Origin of the sequence: Nocardioides sp., assembly GCA_037045645.1 — a bacterium.
GTDB lineage: Bacteria > Actinomycetota > Actinomycetes > Propionibacteriales > Nocardioidaceae > Nocardioides.
Map to the genome: position 1 here is coordinate 877,525 of JBAOIH010000001.1, position 21,240 is coordinate 898,764.

Consider the following 21,240-nt stretch of genomic DNA (forward strand, 5'->3'; position numbering starts at 1 on the left):
GAACGCGTACGGGTTGGATCGTTCCAGCCGCACCAGTTCACGCGTACGCGCGAAGAGGTACGGGGGCCTCGTCCGGCACACCTCGCTGCGCTCGGCGTACCTCCCTCGACGTCCTCGCCTCACCCCATTCTGAATTGGGGTGAGGGCTGCGGGGCTCGGCTCCGGCAGGCCCTGCGGGCCTACCTCCACCTCACTCCTCGCCTCACCCCATATTGAATTGGGGTGAGGGCTGCGGGGCTCGGCTCCGGCAGGCCCTGCGGGCCTACCTCCACCTCACTCCTCGCCTCACCCCATATTGAATTGGGGTGAGGGCTGCGGGGCTCGGCTCCGGCAGGCCCTGCGGGCCTACCTCCACCTCACTCCTCGCCTCACCCCATATGCAACGCGGCGTCGGGGTGCTCCTGCGCGTCCTGGGCCAAGTCCTCGTGCTTGACGTCGAGGAACAGCCACACGATCGACGAGGCCAGCAGCAGCATGCAGCTGCCGACCAGGAAGGCGGTGGTCGCACCGTGCGCGAAGCCGGTCAGCCCGGCCAGTCCGCCGAGTTGGTCGGGCGTCAACGGCAGGTGGCCCTTCTCCGCAGCCGCCACCAGCGTCGGTGCGATCTCGGCCGTGCGCTGCGAGGCGAAGTGCAGCGCCACGGTCGACAGGGTCGCCAGGCCGAGCGCGCCGCCGACCTGCTGCATGGTGTTGAGCACCCCGGACCCGATGCCGGAGTCCTCGGCGCGCAGATTGTGCAGCGCGGTGAGGGTCAGTGGCACGAAGTTGAGCCCCATCCCGAATGCCATCAGCAGGATGAACGGCATGACGTGGGTCCAATAGTTCACGTCCTGGCCCAGGTGGCCACCGCCAGCCACGGTGGACAGAATCCCCGAGGCGTCGTCAGGCACTGAGAGACGGCTGAAGCCGAACAGCGCGGTGGCCGCCAGCAGGGTGCCGATGCCGGACAGGAAGCGCGGGTCCACCTTCGCGATCAGCTTCGAGGCGGTGGTCGCCGAGAGGATCATGCCGACCGAGAACGGCAGGAAGGACACACCGGTCTTCAGCGGCGAATAGCCCATCACCAACTGGGTGAACAGCGACAGGAAGAAGAACATCGCGAACATCGCACCCGGCACGATCATCATCACCACGAACGCGACGCGACGACTCTTGCTGTTGAACACCCGGAACGGCAGCAGCGGGTGCTCGACGCGCGTCTCGATCAACATGAAGACCCCGATCAGAGCGGCGCCGGCAAGCAGCGACACGATCGTCCAGGTGTCGGTCCAGCCGTGTGCCTCCTCGCCCGCGCGGGTGAGTCCGAACACGATCGCGAGCAGCCCCGCGGTCGCGGTGACGGCGCCGGGCACGTCGAGTTCGCCGTCGTGGCGGTCCGACTCGGGCAGTACGCGCGGGGCGAAGAAGGCCGCGAGCAAGCCGACGGGCACCACGAACAGGAACGTGTAGCGCCACCCCGCGATGCCGAAGGGGTGGTCCATGCCGGTCAACCAACCCCCCAGGAGCAGTCCGACCGCGGCACCGATGCCGGCCATCGCCGCGTACACACCGAATGCCCGGTTGCGCGCCGGACCGGGGGCGAACGTGGTGGTGATCAGCGCCAGGGCGGCGGGGGACGCCATCGCGGCGCCGGTGCCTTGCAGGGCACGAGCGGCGAGGAGTACGAACTCCGTTTGGGCGGTCCCGCCGATCAGGGAGGCGGCGGCGAAGACGAGGACGCCGACCATGAAGATCCGACGCCGCCCAAAGAGGTCGGCCAGGCGGCCGCCGAGCAGCAGGAAGCCGCCGAACGTGAGGGCGTACCCGGTCACGATCCACGACAGGTTGGCTTGGGAGATGTCGAGGTCGGCGCCGATGTAGGGCAGCGCGATGTTGGCGATCGTACCGTCGAGCACGACCATCATCTGGGCCATGCAGATCAGCACGAGGGCCCAGCCTGGATGACGCGCCGGGGACTCGGTTTCGGGCTCGATGGTGCTGGCAGAGGTCATGAGGATGCCTTCGAATAGTGGGGTCAGTGGGCCGTCGAGAGCCCGACGGCGGGCAGGATGACGGTGTCGACGATGCGCTCGATGAGCGCCGGCGTCGCGTGGTCGCCGAGCAGGAAGGCCCGGTGCAAGGTGATGCCCGCCAGCGCGGGCGCGATCAGATCGAGATCGAGGTCGTCGGCGATCTCGCCGCGTGCCTGCGCACGGACGTACGCCTCTCGGGTGCGAGCCATCTTGGAGCCGATGAAGTCACGCCGATAGATATCGGCGAACTCAGGGTCACGCGTCATCGCCGTGACCAGGACCGACAAGATGGTCTGCGCGCGCTGATCGGTCAGCCCGCCTTGTCCGCAATGCAGGGTGATCAGGTCGCCGCGCAAGGTGCCCGTGTCGACCTCGGGGGAGGTGCCCTTGAACGACATGATCGTGGCCACCACGAGCTCGGGCTTGCCGTTCCAGCGCCGATAGAGCGTCGCCTTTCCGGCCTTGGCGCGCGTCGCGACGGCGTCCATGGTCAGCCGGTCGTACCCGACCTCTTCGAGCACCTCGAGGGTGGCGTCGTAGATCTCCTGCTCGCGGTCGCCCTCGACCCGGGGGCGGGTGGCGGTCTCGGCGGGGGACATGGCGGGGGACTCCTTGGATGGAACGGAACGGTTTCGTTTCATGCAGCGTACGGAAGGGTCTCGTTCGATCCAACTCAGCAACGATTCGGTCTAGACCGCTTCCGCGGCTGCGGGCACCGGGCGTACGTTCGCGCGCATGCGACGACTGGGCGTACTCCTTCTCCTCTTCTCGGCGTTCGCGCTGCCCGGCGCGCAGGCCCAGGAGCTGGTGCCGATCACGTCAAGGGCGGTGGCCTGGGTGATGTTGCAGCACGCGCCGAGCGACACCGACTCGCGCGGCGCGATGTGGACGGACAAGTGGCCGACGCTGCGTGGCGTCAAGGGTGCCGACTTCCGATACGACGCCCGAGGCGACAGCGACGGCGACCTGCTGCGCGCGTACGTCTGGCCGCGAGCCGACGAGCCGTACGCCTGCTCCGAGTACAGCACCTGCGTGGAACTCGCAGGGCCCGGCGAGACCCAGGTGATCCTCGGCTGGCAGGAGTTGGAGCCCGAGGAGGACCCCGGCATCGTCTTCGTGACCGCGATCCATGGCACCGAGGCGAGCACGGCCTACTACGCAGGACCGAGCATCACGAAGGATCCCCGCAAACTGGACCTGCCGATCCCGGTCGAGACCCTGGTCGCGATCGCCACCGACCCCCGACTGCGGCTGCAGACCACGCCCGACGTGGTGGCGGCCGGTGAGACCGTGGCCAAGTGGAAGGGCGGCGAGCAGGACCCGAGCCAGTGGGACATCGTGCCCAGCAACCACCGAGCCCAGATCGGCGCGATGCTGATCTCGCGGGGAGGCTGGGCCTATTACAAGCGCGTACGACGCTCGCCCCAGCGATTCGCGTTCGGTGAGGGCGCCCTCGGCGGCCGGGCCGATCGCAGGTGGATCGCCGAGGGCGACCCCAGCGTGATCGACGTCGTCGCCAGCCCCAACTGGCCGCGTTGGCTGGCCGAGAAGCCGTGCCAGGACGAGAAGTTCGCCGGGCGCTGCCGGAAGTTCAAAGGTAAGCGAGGGCCGGTGTGGTTCTTCTACAAGCCCGGCAAGGGTACGCAGCCGGGCTTCGCCTGGGCACTGCAGCGGCGCGTCGACCAGGTGATCGCGATGCGTACGCAGCCTCGTCGCGGTCAGATCCCGAAGGGTTTCCGGGCGGCTCAACTCAGCGTCGATTGGTGGGGGAGCATGGAACGCACGGTCAAGCAGCCACTGGTCGGCGTGACCACCGAGCGGCGCGTACTCGATTTCACCCGCGAACAGTTCGGCAGGTCCTGATTCCGGCTGTCGGTGGCTCGCGGCAGAATCGTCCCCATGCCTGACGTGACGCCTGCCGACGACGACACCGCTGTCGAGGCGGCGCCGCCCGAAGCGCGCGAGCGGCACCAGGAGTTGTCGGAGGAGATCGAGGACGCCCGCTGGCGCTACTACGTCCTCGACGACCCGACCCTGTCCGATGCCGACTTCGACGCGCGCCTGCGCGAGTTGGAGGCGCTGGAGGAGCAGTTCCCGGAGTTGCGCACGCCCGACTCGCCCACGCAGAAGGTCGGGGGCGCGGTGTCGACCGAGTTCACGGCCGTCGACCACCTGCAGCGGATGGAGTCACTCGACAACGCGTTCAGTTTCGAGGAACTGGCCGCGTGGCACGCGCGGTTGGGTCGCGAAGGCATCGACGATGCCGCTCTGCTTTGCGAGCTCAAGGTCGACGGTCTCGCGATCAACCTGCTGTACGAGCAGGGCCGTCTCGTGCGCGCGCTCACGCGCGGCGACGGGCGGACCGGCGAGGACGTGACGCCGAACGTACGCACGATCGCGTCGGTGCCGGACCGCCTGACCGGCTCCAACGACTTCCCGGTGCCGGGTTTGATCGAGGTGCGCGGTGAGGTGTTTCTGCCCGCCGAGGCCTTCGAAAAGCTCAACCGCTCGATGAGTGAGGCCGGCAAGGCGATGTTCGCCAACCCGCGCAACGCCGCTGCGGGGTCGCTGCGGCAGAAGGACCCGCGCGTGACGGCCACGCGTGACCTCGGCATGGTGTGTCACGGGATCGGCGCGCGGGAGGGCTTCGAGCCGCAGGCGCAGAGCCACGCCTATAACGCGCTCGCCGCGTGGGGCCTGCCGACGTCAGATCAGGTGCGGGTGCTGCCGACTCTGAAGGACGTCGAGGCGTTCGTCGAGCACGTCGGCGAGCACCGGCACACGATCGTGCCCTACGAGATCGACGGAGTCGTGGTGAAGGTCGACTCGGTGGCGCTGCAGCGCCGCCTGGGCTCGACGTCGCGGGCGCCGCGGTGGGCGATCGCGTTCAAGTACCCGCCTGAGGAGGTCAACGCCAAGTTGCTCTCGATCGAGGTCAACACGGGGCGTACGGGGCGGGTCACGCCGTTCGGGGTGATGGAGCCGACCCGGGTCGCCGGATCGACCGTGGAGCGGGCGACGTTGCACAACGCCCACGAGGTCAAGCGCAAGGACGTACGACCCGGCGACACCGTCATCTTGCGCAAGGCCGGCGACGTGATCCCCGAGATCCTCGGACCGGTGCTCGCGCTGCGCCCCGAGGGACTGCCCGAGTGGGTGATGCCGTCGGCGTGTCCGTCGTGCGGCACCGAACTCGTCGAGCAGAAGGAGGGCGACAAGGATCTGCGCTGCCCCAATCACCGAGCCTGTCGCGCCCAGGTGCTCGACCGGGTGTTCCACGTGGCCGGGCGGGGATCGTTCGACATCGAGGGGCTCGGCAGCGAGGCGGCGTACGCACTCCTCGAAGCCGGCGTGATCGAGAACGAAGGGGATGTCTTCGATCTCGATCACGCCGCCCTGATGCGCACCGAGCTCTTCACACGCGCGGCCAAGAAGACCGAGGCGGATGCGGCCATCGACGGCCGGATGCTGTCTGCCAACGGCGAGCGATTGCTGGCCAACCTCACTGCGGCTGCGCAGAAGGCGCCGCTGTGGAGGGTGTTGGTCGGACTCTCGATTCGCCACGTCGGTCCGACGGCCGCGCGGGCGTTGGCGAACGAGTTCGGGTCGTTGGCGGCGATCCGCGGTGCCTCGTTGGAGCAACTGGCTGCGGCCGAGGGGGTCGGCCCGATCATCGCCGAGGCGGTGCGTGAATGGTTCGACGGACCGGAGTCCGACTGGCACGTCGCGATCGTCGAGAAGTGGGCGGAGTCGGGCGTACGCATGGAGGACGAGCGCGATGCGTCGGTCGCCCGGACGCTGGAGGGCCTGACGATCGTGGTGACCGGGTCGTTGGAGGGCTTCTCGCGAGACTCGGCCAAGGAGGCGATCATCAGCCGCGGCGGCAAGGCGGCAGGGTCGGTTTCCAAGAACACCGACTATGTGGTCGTCGGCGAGAATGCCGGTTCGAAGGCGGACAAGGCCGAGGCGTTGGGACTGACCATCCTCGATGAGGCGGGATTCGTGCAGTTGCTCGACGACGGCCCCCCGTCGGCAGCGGAGTAGATTGCCCGCCATGGACCAACCGCGTGAAGAGTCGACGGCTCGCGCGATGGGGCGCGCCGTGCAGGGCGTCCTGCTCGAGCGCGTGATGGTCGGCGTGGCGTTGATGGCACTCGTGGTGGTGGCTGCGGGTTTCCTGGAGGCGACAGGCGGCGTACGTCTCGCGGTGGTGGGCGTCGGCGCAGTGAGTCTGCTGGGCTGGTTGATCTGGTTGCGCAGCCGTTGGTCGGATCCCATCTCCTGGGCGTTCGGCCTGTCCGCCTTGGTGGCGCAGATGGCCGCCTTCTTCCTGGCCGTCACGAGTTGATCACGACCCCTGCGCCGTTTGTGACGCGCTCGTCGCGGGCATGACTTCGTGACCGAACGAGTCGAACGAGGATGCTGTCGTGAGTGTGATCCAAGTAGAACTGTCCGATCTGCGCGGCTATGCCAGTCTGGTCGATCGCGCCGGACAAGACGCCAAGCAGTTGCAAGGCGATGCGATGTCTCAGATCGCCGATGGTGACTTCGGCCGGATCCTGGAGCTGGTCACCGGCGAGTACGAATCGCTGCTGCCCGCCTTCCACGCCATCTTGGGCGAAGACAGCACCCGGCTCGATCAGACCGCAACGGGACTGCGTCAGGTCGCGCGCGACTTCGCCGAGACCGACAAACGCGTCTCTCAGACCTTCGGGATCGGCAAGGCCATCACCGACGATGGTGATGCCAGCGGATTCGGTGACGTGGCCGGAATGTCATTGTTCTGCCCGGCCTCGGGCAAAGAGTTGCCCCAGATGAAGTTCGGATTCCCGTTCGACCAGGCCTGCGACCTGGCCAGCATGGCCGGACTGCCAGACCCCCGCGACTGGGTCACCCGTCAGGTGGCGGGCGACATCGGCAAGGCCGACCGTCAGGCCGCGGCGTGGGATATGTATGCCGAGGCGGCTCTCAGCGTGCGTACCAACCTCGAGCACGGGCAGCGCGCCATCAAGAAGACCTGGCTCGGCGAGGCAGCGGTGGCTTCGGACGCCAAGGCCGCGGAAATGGGTCTCGGCGATGAAGGCGCAAAGCGGTGCGATGACGCAGATGGGTGCGCACCTGCGTGACATGGTCGACGAGGCGATGAACATGGCCCAGTTGGTCTTCGACACCGTGAAGTTCTTCGTCAGCGTGATCTCGGCCGGGTGGACGTACGCCTCGATCCCGCTCTATGGCCAGTGGAAGCTGGTCAAGACGCTGAAGGAGGCCTGGCACCTGATCAACAACGCCCGCAAGGTCATCTCGGTGTTCTGGAGTTTCCTGAACGTGATGAAGGGCTGCATCAAAGGCCTGGTCATCTCGTTCACGATCGATGACCTGCCGGCCACGCCCACGGCACCGTGATGGATGCCGCACTCGAAGCGCAGTTGGCCGCCGCGCGCGCCGAACTGCACAACACGATGGCGCACGCCAGAGCGGCCCTCGACGCGGCGAAGGTACGGCTGGCGCCCACCCGCGAGGAGACCGAAGAACTTCAGCGGCAGGCGCGCTCAGGCGAACTCGGTGAGGACATGCGCGAACTGGCGCGCCACATCGACGCAGGCCGTACGTCGTGGGCGGAGGTCTTCGACGGCTCGTCGCCCTACGCGGAACTCATCCGCGACCACATGACCAGGATGGGTGAGGAGCACGGCGAGGCGGCTCGCCGTGCGATCGAAGAGGACGACGACTTCGACCCTGACGCGACTTCGCCTGGAGTGTGATCGGGCGCCGGGCGGGCCGGGATCGGTGGTTGAGGAGCGAGCGTCAGCGAGCGTCTCGAAACCACGCCGCACACGCACGGGGAGGTGGTTTCGAGACGCGCCTGCGGCGCTCCTCAACCACCGGGGAGCGGGCCGGGATCGGTGGTTGAGGAGCGAGCGTCAGCGAGCGTCTCGAAACCACCACACACGCGCACGGGGGATGTGGTTTCGAGACGCGCCTGCGGCGCTCCTCAACCACCGGGGGGAAGTGGTTTCGAGACGCGCCTACGGCGCTCCTCAACCACCGGGGAGCGCGCGGGCATCTCCAGGGCCGGCCTCGAGTTCGCCTGCAACCGAACGGCTGAGGTACGCGTGCACGTGCGCTGCGAGCTCGCCCACCGGACGAGGGGGCAGGTACGCAGACGCGCCTGCGTCCAAGAGGCGACTGACCGGACCGGAGTAGTGGATGCCGTACTCCTCGTCCTCGATCTCGGTGATCAGCACCCGGGCGTTGGGGAACTGCATCCGCAAGATGCCGAGCAGTTGCGGGCTGACCGGGTGCGTCAGGAGTACGTCAGCGGTCTCCGGTGCGTCGTGCAGATCGAGCACCAGGTAGTCCGAACCGAACTCGTCGGCGAGCCGGCGCAGGCCTGCTGCCGACAGCTTCATCGCGGTCGCGACGACGGTGACCCCTTCGCGGGTAGCGGCGCCCTCCGGGGCCTCCGGCGCCGAGATCACCGTCCCCTCGACCACGTTGGAGCGGAACTCCAACGTGCCGATCTCACGTCCTGAGTGGGCCAGAGTCACCGGCGCACCCTCGACGGCCGCTTCCAAAAGCACTCGGACCGACTCGGGCACCTCGTCGAGATCCAGGAGTGGCATCACCCCAGCAAAGCACGGGGGAGGGCGTCAGCAGAGAGCCCGCGCCGTCGCGACCGCTGCGTCGTACGCCGCCCAGGTCAACGCGCCACCGGTCGACACCCGGCGTACGCCCAGGCGAGCCAACTCCCGCAATGGCAGATGCGAGCCGGCAGCCAATTGGTTGACCGGACGACCCAAGGCAACGAGGGCGGAGACGGACGAGGGGTCGTTGAGCAGAGGCGCATAGAGCACGTCTGCCCCGGCGTCTCGATAGGCGGTGAGCCGATCAACCGGGTCGTCTGTTGACGACAGGCCATACAGCGCTGCCTCGCAGCGGGCCGTGACGACCAATCCGTACGAAGCAGCCGCAGAACACACCTCGTCGACCCGTTCGACGGCTTCGGAGAAGGGCACCAGTGCCTCGGTGGCCGGGTCGTAGTCCTCGATCGACAACCCGCTGGCCCCCGCCGATGCCAGCAGGGAAACAGTGCGCGAAACGCCTCCGGGCGAAGACGGGAAGCAGAGCTCGGCATCGACGTTGAGCGGGATCGACAGCACGGAGGTCAGCAGCGAGACGTGCGCCAGCAATTCGTCGCGGGTGACCTGCTGGTCCTGCTTGCCCAAGGTGGCGGCGTGGCCGGAGCTGGTGGTGGCCAAAGCCGGAAACCCTGCCTCGGCCAAGCGCAGAGCCGAGCCTGCGTCGAAGGCATTGGGCATCACGAAAAGCCCCGAGGAGTGCAGGTCACGGAAGGTTGAAGTGAGACTCACCAGGACCACGATGCCAGTTCGGAGCGCACTGGGCAGCGGCCCTAGGATCGTCCCCATGTCTGACGCCCCTGCCTCGATCACCAGGGACGAGGTGGCGCACCTGGCCAACCTCGCCCGGATCGACCTCGACGATGCCGAGCTCGACAAGCTCGCACCCCAGTTGAGCGTGATCCTCGAATCCGTCGCATCGATCAGCGCGGTCGCGAGTGCCGACGTACCTCCGACCAGCCACCCGATCCCGATGACCAACGTCTTCCGCGACGACGTCGTCGTACCCGGTCTCAGCGCCGAGCAGGCGTTGAGCGGCGCTCCGCAGGCCGAAGACCAGCGCTTCGCCGTCCCGCGCATTCTGGGGGAGGAAGCATGATCAAGCAGACCGCGGCCCAGATGGCCGACGCGCTCGCGAACGGTGAGGTCACCAGCGTCGAACTCACCCAAGCCCACCTCGACCGGATCGACGCCGTGGACGGAGCCGTCCACGCCTTCCTCCAGGTCGACCACGAAGGTGCCCTTGCGCAGGCCGAAGAGTCAGACGCCCGCCGGGCCGAGGGCAAGGCGCAGAGCAACCTCGACGGCGTACCGATCGCCGTCAAGGACGTCCTGGCGACCCAGGGCCTCCCGACGACCGCGGGCTCCAAGATCCTCGAGGGCTGGATCCCGCCCTATGACGCGACCGTCGTACGCAAACTTCGTGCTGCCGGTCTGCCGATCCTCGGCAAGACCAACATGGACGAGTTCGCGATGGGTTCGTCGACCGAACACAGCGCCTATGGGCCGACGCGCAACCCCTGGGACCTCGACCGGATCCCCGGCGGCTCGGGCGGCGGCTCGGCCGCGGCCGTCGCGGCGTACGAAGCGCCTCTCGCCATCGGCACCGACACCGGCGGTTCGATCCGGCAGCCGGGTGCGGTGACCGGCACGGTCGGTGTGAAGCCGACGTACGGCTCGATCTCGCGCTATGGCCTGATCGCGCTGGCCAACAGTCTCGATCAGGCGGGGCCGGTCACGCGTACGGTCCTCGACTCGGCGTTGCTGCACGAGGTGATCGGCGGGCACGACCCGCTGGATTCGACGTCGATCAAGGACCCCGTCGGCGGCCTCGTGCAGGCAGCACGCCAAGGTGCGACCGGTGATCTGAGTGGCCTGAGAGTCGGCGTGATCACCGAACTGTCCGGCGACGGCTGGCAACCCGGCGTCATGGCGCGTTTCCACGAGACGGTGGAGATGATCACCGCGGCTGGTGCCGAGGTCGTCGAGGTGTCCTGCCCGACGTTCGTACACGCGCTGGCGACCTATTACCTGATCCTGCCGGCCGAGGCGTCGAGCAACCTCGCGAAGTTCGACGCGATGCGTTATGGCCTGCGTGTCGTGCCCGAGGGCAGTCCGAGCGCCGAGGAGGTCATGCGTGCGACGCGTGACGCGGGCTTCGGTGATGAGGTCAAGCGCCGGATCATCTTGGGCACGTACGCCCTGTCGAGCGGTTATTACGACGCCTACTACGGCCAGGCGCAGAAGGTCCGCACCCTGATCACCCGCGACTTCGACGCGGCCTTCGAGCAGGTCGATGTGCTGCTCTCGCCGACGGCACCGACGACCGCGTTCAAGCTCGGCGAGAAGCTCGACGACCCGCTGTCGATGTATCTCAACGACCTCGCGACGATCCCCGCCAACCTTGCAGGCGTACCTGGCATCTCCGTGCCGGGCGGACTAGCCGAGGAAGACGGCCTGCCGGTGGGCATCCAGGTGCTCGCACCGGTGCTCGCCGACGACCGCGTTTATCGGGTGGGTGCCGCGATCGAGGCGCTGGGCGAACAGAAGTGGGGCGGGCCGCTGCTGGCGCAAGCCGCACCGCTGGTTGAGGAACGAGCGGAGCGAGTGTCTCGAAACCAAGGGGGCAACGAATGACTGACACGTTGATGGCCTGGGACGACGTCTTGGCGGCGTACGACCCCGCCCTCGGGCTCGAAGTGCACGTCGAGCTCAACACCAACACCAAGATGTTCTGCGGCTGCCCCGCGGCGTTCGGTGGCGAGCCCAACACGCACGTCTGCCCGACCTGCCTGGGCCTGCCCGGTGCGATGCCGGTCGTCAACGGCAAGGCGGTGGAGTCCGCGATCCGGATCGGGCTGGCGCTGAACTGCCAGATCGCCGAATGGTGCCGGTTCGCCCGGAAGAACTACTTCTATCCGGACATGCCGAAGAACTTCCAGACGTCGCAGTACGACGAGCCGATCGCGTTCGACGGTTATCTGGATGTGGATATTCAAAACACAGCCGGTGAAACCGAGACTTACAGAGTCGAGATCGAGCGCGCGCACATGGAGGAGGACACCGGCAAGTCCACCCACATCGGCGGCTCGACCGGACGTATCCACGGCGCCGACTACTCCCTGGTCGACTACAACCGCGCCGGCATCCCGCTGATCGAGATCGTCACCAAGCCGATCCTTGGTGCGGGGGAGAAGGCGCCCGAGGTGGCGCGCGCGTACGTCGCTCAATTGCGTGACCTCATCGTGGCGCTGGGCGTCTCCGAGGCGCGGATGGACCAAGGCAACCTGCGCGCGGACGTGAACCTCTCGCTGGCGCCCAAACCGGTGGTTGAGGAGGGCGACGAAGGAGCCCGTCTCGAAACCACGCTCGGCACTCGCACCGAGACCAAGAACGTCAACTCGTTCCGTTCCGTCGAGCGGGCCGTACGTTTCGAGATGCAGCGCCACGGCGCGATCCTGAGCGGCGGCGGTTCAATCCTGCAGGAGACGCGGCACTGGCACGAGGACACCGGCATCACCACCAGCGGCCGGGAGAAGTCCGACGCCGAGGACTACCGATACTTCCCCGAGCCCGACCTGGTGCCGGTCGCCCCGAGCCGTGAATGGGTCGAGGAACTGCGTGCGACCCTGCCGGAGAACCCGACCGCCAAGCGGGCGCGACTCCAGTCCGAGTGGGGCTTCACCGACCTGGAGATGCGCGACACCATCGGTGCCGGCGCATTCGGACTCGTGGAGGAGACCATCGCCGCCGGGACGACCCCGCAGACCGCGCGCAAGTGGTGGCTGGGCGAGATGGCGAGGCGCGCCAACGAAACCGGCACCGAGATCGCCGAACTCGGCGTAACCCCTGCCGACGTGGCGGGCGTACAAAAACTCGTCGACGCGGGCACCCTCAACGACAAGTTGGCACGTCAGGTCTTCGACGGCCTGCTCGCTGGAGAAGGTACGCCCGACGAGATCGTCGCCGCTCGCGGCCTCGCGATCGTGTCCGACGAGGGTGCGCTGGGCGCGGCGGTCGACAAGGCGATCGCGGAGAACCCCGACATCGCCGACAAGATCCGCGACGGCAAGGTCGCCGCCGCAGGTGCCTTGATCGGCGCGGTGATGAAGGAGATGCGCGGCCAGGCCGACGCGGGTCGCGTACGCGAACTCGTGCTGGAGCGGCTCGCCTGACGGCCATGAGAGTCCCCGGCTGGCCGGTGACTTTTGGGGTGTGTGACCGATGAGTTGGTTACTAACCGTGAGAGTCCCCGGCTGACCGGTGACTCTTTGGGTGTGTGACCGATGCATTGGTTACGCACCATGAGACTCCCCGGCCGGCCGGGGACTCCGAGTGGGCGGTCGTCTCGTGCGAGTAGTACGCTCGCCGCGCGGCACTGAGTCGCACGAACACACAACACAACACGCTCGCCGTGGGGGAAGCCGGTCCGAATCCGGCGCTGACCCGCAACCGTGAGCCCTGAGCGATCAGGGGAGCCGGAACACCCACGTCGTACGCGTCCCGAACACACGCTGTCGTGGAACACGGCGGGTTCGTCCGGACTATTGGGTAGGTCCGGCTTCCCGCCCACAGCGGGAAGGAATATCGATATGCATCTCAAGCGTGCCACCGGCCTGATCGGGGCCACCGCCGCACTCACCCTCGTGGCTGGCGCCGTCCCGGCGCAGGCCGCCCAGACGCCGGAGGAGTACGCCGCCGGCTGGCTGGCCAAACAGGTCACCGACGGGGTCGTGCACAATGCCGAGTTCGACTTCGACGACTGGGGCTTGACCGTCGACGTGGCCTTCGCGTTGCTCGACAACGAGGGCAAGAGCGACACCACCAAGGCGATCAACAAGGGCCTGAAGAAGAACATCCGCACCTACGTCACCGGCGCCCCGTCAGGCTCGACCGATGTGTACGCCGGGGCGGCTGCCAAGGCAGGTGTCTTCGCCGACGTGGTCGGAGCCAACCCGCAGAAGTACGGCGGCCTCAACCTCGTCAAGACCGTCGAGGGTCAGGTGAGCACCGACTCCCTCACGCGCGGACGGCTGCAGGACACCAGCGAATACGGCGACTACGCCAACGTGCTCGGCCAGGCGTACGCCGTGCGTCTGCTCGCGGTGGAGGGATCGAGCAAGACGCGGGCGGCCACGCGGTTCCTGCTCAAGCAGCAGTGCAAGTCCGGCTTCTTCCGGCTGAACTTCAGCGCGGCCGACGCCGACCAGACCTGCGACGGCTCGACCGGTGACGCAAAGGCGCCCGACACCGACGCCACCGCGATTGCGGCGCTGCAGTTGGCGGCGCTGCCCAAGCAGAGCAAGGCGGTGAAGACCGCCATCAAGAAGGCCGGCAAGTGGCTGGTCAAGACCCAGCGCAAGAACGGCGGCTTCGGCGGCGGGGTGGCGACGAGCAAGCCCAACAGCAACTCCACCGGTCTGGCCGCGTCGGCGCTGATCCTCACCGGCAATTGCAGGCCGGCCGCCAAGGCGGCTCGCTTCCTGTTGAAGCTCCAACCGGAGACCGTGAAGGGCACCGAGCTCAAGGGTCAGCGCGGCGCGATCGCGTACGACAAAGCCGGCCTCAAGGCCGGTCTGGCTGACGGTATTACCGACTCCACGCGCGACCAGTGGATCCGCTCGACCGCCCAGGCGATCAACGGGTTGAGCGGCTGCGTGTGAGTCTCGTCGTACGACTGCTCGTCGCGGCATTCGCAGCGGTGGGGCTGAGTCTGATCTCAGCCCCACCGGCTGTCGCGACCTGCACCTCAAGCGGTGGTGTCACGATCGTCGCGGAGTTCCGCGAGCTCGGTGGTGGCACGGCCGAATCGTGCAACCCCTCCGGTGGTGGCCAGGTCGCGGCGCGGCTGATCACGGGGGCTGGCATGGCGATCACGTACGCGCAGCGGATGCCCGGGTTCATCTGCCGCATCGCGGGCGTGCCCACCGAGGATCCGTGCGTGAACACCTCGCCCGAGTCGGCCTATTGGGGCCTGTATTGGACCGACGGCACCTCCGGGAAGTGGACCTACTCGTCCCTAGGCGTGACCGCGTTGAAGATCCCGGCGGGCGGTTCGGTCGGGCTTGCCTGGCAGGGCAGTGGCGTACGCGGCGCCCCCACCGTCGCGGCCCCGCTGGGTCAGGCGCCGAAGCCGACCCCCTCTCCTTCGACCAGGCCTTCGCCGACCAAATCGCCCCAGCCTTCGGCACCGCCGCCAGCCGCCACGAGCACGCTCCCCGTGAGCAGCAGCGCGCCCGTCCAGACCACGCCGAGCGCGGCTTCGACTACGCCGCTGCCGACGACGACAGCGACCTCGAAGTCCGCCAAGGTCAAGCCGTCGAACACCGAGTCCGCGAAGACCAAGGAGCCGGCCTCTTCCGCGAGCACCGAGACCACCGCACCGCAGCAGCAGGCCCAACCCCCGACCGACGCGTCGCAGCCGAGTGAAGGTGACTCGCTGCCGCTGCCGTTGATCCTGCTCGTGCTCGGTCTGCTCGGCGGGGAAGCTCTCGGCGCCACCGTGCTCAGGAACCGACGTACGTGAACCGCGAGCTCCACCCCGGAGCGTGGTGGATCTGGGCGCTCGGGTTGGCGGCCGCCGCGACCTTCACGACCAACCCGTTCGTCCTGCTGATGCTGGTCGCCACCGCCGCGATCGTCGTCGCGCTGCGGCGTAGCGAACAGGCGTGGGCGGGGTCGTTGCGGCTTTATGTCTGGCTGGGCGTGTGGATCCTGGTGATCCGGATTCTGTTCCGGATCGTCTTCGGGGTCGATCAAACAGGGGGCCACGTGCTGCTCAACCTGCCCGAGATCCCACTGCCAGACTGGGTGGCCGGGGTCCGGCTCCTCGGCCCGGTGACGCGAGAATCGCTGTTGGCCGGGGCGTACGACGGCCTGCGCCTGGCCACCATCGTGATCTGCGTGGGTGCGGCCAACTCGCTGGCCAACCCCAAGCGGCTGCTCAAGTCGGTGCCACCCGCGCTCTACGAGGTGGGCACGGCGCTGGTCGTGGCCGTCACCGTCTTTCCCCAGCTGGGTGAGTCCCTGCGACGCGTACGCGCCGCGCAATCGCTGCGCGGAGCCCCGTCGGGACGCATTCGAGGCCTGCGTCGCCTGGTCACGCCAGTGCTGGAGGACGCGCTCGAACGCTCGCTGGCACTCGCCGCGGGCATGGACGCACGCGGTTATGGGCGCGCCCCCGGGCTCTCGCGCGGCCAGCGTCGCGTCACGGGCGCCTTGCTGCTGGCGGGTCTGTGCGGCTTGAGTGTCGGTGTGTACGCCGGACTCGACACCTCGGTGCCGCGCTGGCTCGGCTGGCCGATGCTGCTGCTCGGTGTCACGCTGGGTGCGCTCGGCGTCTGGAGCGCGGGTCGGCGCGTCACCCGGACGCGCTATCGCCCCGATCCCTGGGCGCTTCCGGAGTGGCTGGTGGTGGCCTGTGGCCTGGCGGCCACGGTGCTGATGTGGCGCGTCGCCGCGTCCCAGATCCCGATCGCCTTCCCCGATCTCGCCGTGCTTCCTGGCCTGTCGGTGTTGGCGCTCGCGGCCCCGCTGGCCGGTCTGCTGCCGGCGTTCCTCACCCCCGCACCCCCGACCAGACTGGAGGTCGCGGCGTGATCGAGTTGCGCGACGTCACCTTCGCCCACGATGGCTCCGCGCCGGTGCTGGCGCGGGTCGACCTGACGTTGGACGAGGGCGAACTCGTGCTCGTCTGCGGCCGTACGGGAGCGGGCAAGTCCACGCTGCTCGGCGTGCTGACCGGGCTGGTGCCGCGCTTCACCGGCGGAACGCTTTCGGGTGACGTGCTGCTCGATCACAAGTCGATCCTGCACACGCCGCCGCGCGATCGAGCCCACGACATCGGGTACGTCGGACAGGATCCGCTGGCCGGCTTCGTCACCGACACGGTCGAGGAGGAGTTGGCGTACGGCATGGAGCAACTCGGCCTCGCGCCCGCGACGATGCGGCGCCGGGTCGAGGAGACGCTCGACCTGCTCGGCATCGCCGACTTGCGGCACCGTGACCTTCGTACGCTCTCCGGTGGTCAGCAGCAGCGCGTCGCCATCGGCTCGGTGCTCACCACCCACCCGCGGCTACTCGTGCTCGACGAGCCCACCTCGGCGCTGGACCCCACGGCGGCCGAGGAGGTGTTGGCGACGCTCACGCGTCTCGTGCACGACTCGGGGCTCACCGTGCTGCTCGCCGAGCACCGTCTGGAGCGGGTGGTGCCCTTCGCGGATCGGGTCGCGGTGCTGTCCGGTGATGGATCCGTGCGCGTAGACGAGCCGTCCGCCGCGCTCGCGACCGCCCCCGTCGCCCCGCCGATCGTCGAGCTCGGCCGGACGCTGGGCTGGTCCCCGTTGCCGCTGACGGTGCGCGATGCCCGACGCAAGGCGCGCGGTTCGGAGTTGCCGCCGTTGCCTGAACCGGTCACGCAGGACGCGGGAGACACGGCGCTCACCGCCCGGGGGCTCGTGGTCGCGCACGGTCGTACGCCGGTCCTGAAGGGTGTCGACCTCACGTTGGCGCTCGGCCAGATCACCGCGCTGATGGGCCGCAACGGGTCGGGCAAGTCGACCCTGTTGTGGACCTTGCAGGGTTCGAAGTCCCGCGAGGCCGGCCGTCTGGAGATCGCGCGCCAAGACCCGGCCCACGTCAGCGCCGACCAGCGTCGAAGTCTGACCGGGCTCGTCCCGCAGACGGCCGCCGACCTGCTCTATCTGGAGACTGTGGCCGACGAGTGCGCGGCCGCGGACTCGGGCACCGGGACCGCCCGAGACCTGCTCGACCGGCTCGCGCCGGGCATCGCCGACGACACCCACCCACGCGACCTGTCCGAGGGGCAGCGACTCGCGCTGGCGCTGGCGATCGTGCTCACGGCGACTCCACCCGTACTCCTGCTGGACGAACCCACCCGCGGCCTGGACTATCCCGGCAAGCGGCAACTGGCCGAGATCCTGCACGGACTCGCCGCGCAGGGGCGAGCCGTCCTGGTGGCCACCCACGACGTGGAGTTCGTGGCACAGGTCGCTGATCGGGTCGTGGTGCTGGCCGAGGGCGAGATCGTCTCCAGCGGCCCCACGGCACAGGTCGTGGCCGAGTCCCCGGCCTTCGCCCCGCAGGTCCACAAGATCCTCGGTCCGCCCTGGTTGCGCGTGGAAGACGTCACGAAGGCACGCACGTGATCGGGCTCGGACTGCGGTCGCGGATCGTGCTCGCCGCCGCCTCCGCGCTCGGTCTGATGATGCTGTGCTGGCCACTGCTCGTCCGGGTCGACCCGGGGCAGCGGATCGATCCGCCGTTCCTCTTCCTGTTGCTGTTGCCGCTGGTGATCGTGGTCGTGCTCGCCGACCTGAGCGAGGGCGGGATCGATGCGCGGGTGCTGGCGATCCTGGGTGTGCTCAGCGCCATCAACGCGGTGATGCGTGCGGTGTCGGCCGGGGTCGCCGGGGTCGAATTGGTCTTCTTCCTGCTGATCCTCGCGGGGCGGGTCTTCGGGCCCGCGTTCGGCTTCGCGTTGGGGTGTACGTCGTTGTTCGCCTCGGCGTTGCTGACGGCCGGGGTCGGGCCGTGGCTGCCCTTCCAGATGCTGGTGTCGGCGTGGGTGGGCATGGGCGCGGGGTTGCTGCCGGGGCGAGACCGGGTGCGAGGACGCTGGGAGATCGCGATGCTCGTGGTGTACGGGATCTTCGCGGCGTACGCCTTCGGCATCTTGATGAACCTGTCCGGCTGGCCGTTCCTGCTCGGCATCGAGATCCCAGGACACGAGGGTGGGCTGTCGTACGTGGCGGGGGCGCCGCTGCTGGAGAACCTCCAACGCTTCACGGTCTACACCCTGCTGACCTCGACGGGGTCATGGGACACCGGCCGCGCGATCACCAACACGCTCGCGTTGCTCGTGCTCGGCCCAGCCGTGCTGCATACGCTGCGGCGCGCGGCACGGCGAGCCCGGATCGGCTGAGGACTCACCCCGGATCGACGACCAGGATGCGGTCGTCCTGGTCGGCCGGATCGCCGCGACCGTCCTTGTTCGACGTGGTCACCCACAGGTTGCCGTCAGGTGCGACGACGACCGTACGCAACCTGCCGTAGTCGCCCATGAAGAACGACTTCGGCTCACCCGCGCCGTCGCTGGTGACCGGGATTCGCCAGAGCCGCTCGCCGCGCAGACCGGCCATCCACAACGAGCCGTCGAGGTAGGCCAGGCCGCTCGGTGAGGCGTCGGAGGTCGGCCAGACCGCCCGTGGTTCGGTGTAGTCACCGTTGCCGCCCTTGCCCTCGACCAGCGGCCAGCCGTAGTTGTCGCCGGCCTCGATGAGGTTGAGTTCGTCCCAGTCCGACGCGCCGAATTCGGAGGCCCAGAGCCGGTCGTCCTCATCGAACGCCAGCCCCTGGATGTTGCGGTGACCCAGGGTCCAGACGGGGGAGTCCTCGTCGGGGTTGCCGGAGGCCGGGTCGCCGTCGGTGGTGATCCGCAGGATCTTGCCGCCCAGCGAGTCGCGATCCTGAGCCAGTTCGGGCTCACCCGCCTCACCGGTGGCGACATAGAGCAAGCCGTCCGGACCGAACTCGATCCGACCGCCGTCGTGGATGAACCCGTTGGGGATGGCGTCCAGGATCACCTGCTCGTCACTCAGGCCGTCCTCGCCATAGGAATAGCGGATGATCCGGTTGTCCTCGGCCGTCGTGACATAGACGAAGATCCAGCCGTCGTCCTCGTACGTCGGGGAGACTGCGATGCCGAGGCTGCCGCCTTCGCCGTTGGGGGCGGACTCGTCGAGGGTCCCGACCTGCTCGACCTCGCCGTCGGCGATCCGCAGCAGTCGGTGCGAGTCGCGCTCGGTCACCAGTGCCGAGCCGTCGGGCAGGAAGTCGATGCCCCACGGCACCGCAAGTCCGCTCGCGACGGTGTCGACGACCTTGGGCTGGCCCGACCCGGTCGGGCTGTGGGAACTGGTGGTGGTCTCAGGGGTGCTGGCTTCGCTGGTCTCGGGCGCCTGCGTACGCGTGTCCGGTTCCTCCTCGGCGCAACTCGCAAGCAGCGTGAGCGGCAAGGCGACGGCGACCAGTCGGAGCAGGCGTGACATGAGCCAATCCTGCCGGAGGTCTGGTCACCCACCCACCAGGCCGATTCCCTCAGTTCGCGACCGGCTCGGCGATGACGGCAGGGTGGGATCGCGCCGCGCCGACCGACGCAGCGATCACGCACGCCATCGCGACGAGTTGGATCGGCTCCAGCATCTCGTGCAACAGCAGCGCCCCCGCGAGAGCTGCCGCAGCGGGTTCGAGGCTCATCAGGATCGAGAGCGTCTGCGCGGGCAGGGTGCGCAGCGCAATGAGTTCGAGCGAATACGGCACCACCGAACTCAGCAACCCGACGGCAGCGCCGAGCGCGAGCAGACGCGGGTCGAGCAGTGCCTCCCGGCCGGACCAGATCGCTGCGGGGGCGACAAGGACCGTCCCGACGATGCTGGCGATCGTGAGTCCGGTCAGCCCCGGCCACGCGCGCCCCGTACGTGCAGACAACACGATGTACGACGCCCAGGCCGCTCCCGCCAGGAGGGCGAGCAGCACGCCGGCCAGCGTGACGGACGTACGCTCGAAGCCCAGCAGTGCGACTCCGGCCGCGGCCAGTGCGGCCCACACCAGATCACGAGGTCTGCGAGACGCGAGCACGGCCAACGCGAGTGGTCCGACGAACTCGATCGTGACCGCGATGCCCAGCGGGATCCTGGAAAAAGACTGATAGATCGCCCAGTTCATCGACACCAGCGCGACGCCGAAGGCGATCACCGTGCTCCAGTCGGCACGCGTACGACCGCGCATCGCGCGCCGGGTCGGGCGCCAGGTCACCGCCGCGAAGAAGACCGCGCTCGTGGCCAGACGCAAGAAGACCATGGCCGTCGGGTCGATCTCGTCGAAGAGTCCCTTGGCGATCGCCGCGCCGAACTGCACCGACAAAATGCCGATGAGCACCAGCCACACGGGGGAAAGGGCCGGTCGGTGCACGCAGCGGAGCCTAATCCGCCTCCTCGGCCAACTTCTCGATCAGCCGCTCGGTGATCTCGCGCTCGGAGTCGAAGTGGGCCAGTCCCCAATCGGCTACCAGAGACGGGTAGCGGTAGTCCTCTCCCGGACCGTCTGCCGACGTGAGCATCCGGCGTACGTCCGCCAGGTCGGCCCGCGCTGCCGCCACCTCGACGAGGTAGTCGCGCAACATGTCGGTGAGTGCTGCTGGACTGGTGACATGGCCGTTGATCAGGCGCAGAGCGACCGGGTGCTTCCAGATCGGGAAGCCCGCAGGCTCCTCGTGCATCCACACGCGCAGCGCGAGCCGACCGCGTGCGCTGATCTTGTAGCGAGTCGAGCGACCCTCGCCCACCGCGACCACCAGACCGTGCTCGGCCAGGCGTGCCAGTTCGGTGTAGATCTGCGACATCGCCGGCGACGTCCAATAGAAGCGCATGGTGATGTCGGCGCGCTGCTTGAGTTCATACCCGGTCACCACCGGGTCGCCGAAGGTGAGCAGGCCCAGCAGGGCGTACGCCGTGACGGGCAGGCGGGGAGAATCAGTTGGCTCGGTTCCGGGCACGGTGCTAGCGTACTGT

At 68.4% G+C, this 21,240-nt stretch carries 21 protein-coding genes and 1 riboswitch; of the genes, 14 read left to right on the forward strand and 7 right to left on the reverse strand.

Annotated features, from left to right (window positions below; genetic code table 11):
* Positions 1-368 precede the first annotated feature (368 nt).
* The gene (locus V9G04_04215; protein ID MEI2712507.1) at positions 369-1,991 is read right to left on the reverse strand and encodes an MFS transporter; all 1,623 of its coding nucleotides are present in this window, start codon (positions 1,989-1,991) and stop codon (positions 369-371) included.
* A gap of 23 nt (positions 1,992-2,014) precedes the next feature.
* The gene (locus V9G04_04220; protein ID MEI2712508.1) at positions 2,015-2,611 is read right to left on the reverse strand and encodes a TetR/AcrR family transcriptional regulator; all 597 of its coding nucleotides are present in this window, start codon (positions 2,609-2,611) and stop codon (positions 2,015-2,017) included.
* A 136-nt stretch (positions 2,612-2,747) separates the two neighbouring features.
* Here V9G04_04220 and V9G04_04225 point away from each other — a divergent pair, with 136 nt between their 5' ends.
* From V9G04_04225 to V9G04_04250, 6 genes are all read left to right on the forward strand, one after another.
* Positions 2,748-3,875, forward strand: coding sequence for a hypothetical protein (locus V9G04_04225; GenBank protein MEI2712509.1), 1,128 nt, complete (start codon positions 2,748-2,750; stop codon positions 3,873-3,875).
* 36 nt (positions 3,876-3,911) lie between these two features.
* Positions 3,912-6,056: an NAD-dependent DNA ligase LigA gene (ligA, locus tag V9G04_04230; GenBank protein ID MEI2712510.1), complete on the forward strand. Its 2,145-nt coding sequence runs from the start codon at positions 3,912-3,914 to the stop codon at positions 6,054-6,056.
* A gap of 10 nt (positions 6,057-6,066) precedes the next feature.
* Positions 6,067-6,360 carry a hypothetical protein gene (locus V9G04_04235; GenBank protein ID MEI2712511.1) on the forward strand — a complete coding sequence of 98 codons (294 nt, stop codon included), beginning with the start codon at positions 6,067-6,069 and terminating at the stop codon, positions 6,358-6,360.
* A 79-nt stretch (positions 6,361-6,439) separates the two neighbouring features.
* Complete coding sequence (locus V9G04_04240; GenBank protein ID MEI2712512.1) at positions 6,440-7,138, forward strand: hypothetical protein; 699 nt, start codon at positions 6,440-6,442, stop codon at positions 7,136-7,138.
* The gene (locus tag V9G04_04245; GenBank protein MEI2712513.1) at positions 7,119-7,415 is read left to right on the forward strand and encodes a hypothetical protein; all 297 of its coding nucleotides are present in this window, start codon (positions 7,119-7,121) and stop codon (positions 7,413-7,415) included. The genes V9G04_04240 and V9G04_04245 overlap by 20 nt, the downstream gene beginning before the upstream one ends.
* Complete coding sequence (locus tag V9G04_04250; GenBank protein ID MEI2712514.1) at positions 7,415-7,774, forward strand: hypothetical protein; 360 nt, start codon at positions 7,415-7,417, stop codon at positions 7,772-7,774. Before V9G04_04245 ends, V9G04_04250 begins: the two co-directional genes overlap by 1 nt.
* A gap of 276 nt (positions 7,775-8,050) precedes the next feature.
* Here the strand turns inward: V9G04_04250 and V9G04_04255 are convergent, their stop codons facing one another.
* Entirely contained in the window at positions 8,051-8,635 is a 585-nt protein-coding gene (locus V9G04_04255) for a hypothetical protein (protein MEI2712515.1), read from the reverse strand.
* A 27-nt stretch (positions 8,636-8,662) separates the two neighbouring features.
* The gene (locus tag V9G04_04260) at positions 8,663-9,382 is read right to left on the reverse strand and encodes an isocitrate lyase/phosphoenolpyruvate mutase family protein (GenBank protein ID MEI2712516.1); all 720 of its coding nucleotides are present in this window, start codon (positions 9,380-9,382) and stop codon (positions 8,663-8,665) included.
* A 55-nt stretch (positions 9,383-9,437) separates the two neighbouring features.
* On the opposite strand from V9G04_04260, the gene gatC reads away from it, so the two are divergent.
* From gatC to V9G04_04300, 8 genes are all read left to right on the forward strand, one after another.
* Entirely contained in the window at positions 9,438-9,749 is a 312-nt protein-coding gene (gene gatC / locus V9G04_04265) for an Asp-tRNA(Asn)/Glu-tRNA(Gln) amidotransferase subunit GatC (protein MEI2712517.1), read from the forward strand.
* Positions 9,746-11,287 (forward strand): Asp-tRNA(Asn)/Glu-tRNA(Gln) amidotransferase subunit GatA, encoded by a 1,542-nt coding sequence (gene gatA, locus V9G04_04270; protein MEI2712518.1) that lies wholly within the window; start codon positions 9,746-9,748, stop codon positions 11,285-11,287. The genes gatC and gatA overlap by 4 nt, the downstream gene beginning before the upstream one ends.
* Entirely contained in the window at positions 11,284-12,825 is a 1,542-nt protein-coding gene (gene gatB, locus V9G04_04275; GenBank protein ID MEI2712519.1) for an Asp-tRNA(Asn)/Glu-tRNA(Gln) amidotransferase subunit GatB, read from the forward strand. Before gatA ends, gatB begins: the two co-directional genes overlap by 4 nt.
* A 242-nt stretch (positions 12,826-13,067) precedes the next feature.
* A riboswitch (cobalamin riboswitch) is annotated at positions 13,068-13,139 on the forward strand.
* A gap of 103 nt (positions 13,140-13,242) precedes the next feature.
* Positions 13,243-14,313 carry a hypothetical protein gene (locus V9G04_04280; protein MEI2712520.1) on the forward strand — a complete coding sequence of 357 codons (1,071 nt, stop codon included), beginning with the start codon at positions 13,243-13,245 and terminating at the stop codon, positions 14,311-14,313.
* Positions 14,310-15,176: a hypothetical protein gene (locus tag V9G04_04285; protein ID MEI2712521.1), complete on the forward strand. Its 867-nt coding sequence runs from the start codon at positions 14,310-14,312 to the stop codon at positions 15,174-15,176. Before V9G04_04280 ends, V9G04_04285 begins: the two co-directional genes overlap by 4 nt.
* Complete coding sequence (locus V9G04_04290) at positions 15,173-16,249, forward strand: energy-coupling factor transporter transmembrane component T (protein ID MEI2712522.1); 1,077 nt, start codon at positions 15,173-15,175, stop codon at positions 16,247-16,249. Before V9G04_04285 ends, V9G04_04290 begins: the two co-directional genes overlap by 4 nt.
* On the forward strand, positions 16,246-17,817 hold the full coding sequence (locus tag V9G04_04295; GenBank protein MEI2712523.1) for an ATP-binding cassette domain-containing protein: 1,572 nt from the start codon (positions 16,246-16,248) through the stop codon (positions 17,815-17,817). Before V9G04_04290 ends, V9G04_04295 begins: the two co-directional genes overlap by 4 nt.
* Entirely contained in the window at positions 17,814-18,593 is a 780-nt protein-coding gene (locus V9G04_04300) for an ECF transporter S component (GenBank protein ID MEI2712524.1), read from the forward strand. Before V9G04_04295 ends, V9G04_04300 begins: the two co-directional genes overlap by 4 nt.
* A 4-nt stretch (positions 18,594-18,597) precedes the next feature.
* On the opposite strand, the gene V9G04_04305 is transcribed toward V9G04_04300, so the two are convergent.
* Genes V9G04_04305 through V9G04_04315 form a run of 3 tightly spaced genes read right to left on the reverse strand, consistent with a single transcriptional unit; the run spans position 18,598 to position 21,224 of the window.
* Positions 18,598-19,719, reverse strand: coding sequence for a PQQ-dependent sugar dehydrogenase (locus tag V9G04_04305; protein ID MEI2712525.1), 1,122 nt, complete (start codon positions 19,717-19,719; stop codon positions 18,598-18,600).
* A gap of 49 nt (positions 19,720-19,768) precedes the next feature.
* Positions 19,769-20,641: an EamA family transporter gene (locus V9G04_04310; GenBank protein ID MEI2712526.1), complete on the reverse strand. Its 873-nt coding sequence runs from the start codon at positions 20,639-20,641 to the stop codon at positions 19,769-19,771.
* A 10-nt stretch (positions 20,642-20,651) separates the two neighbouring features.
* Positions 20,652-21,224, reverse strand: coding sequence for a PadR family transcriptional regulator (locus tag V9G04_04315; GenBank protein MEI2712527.1), 573 nt, complete (start codon positions 21,222-21,224; stop codon positions 20,652-20,654).
* Positions 21,225-21,240 lie beyond the last annotated feature (16 nt).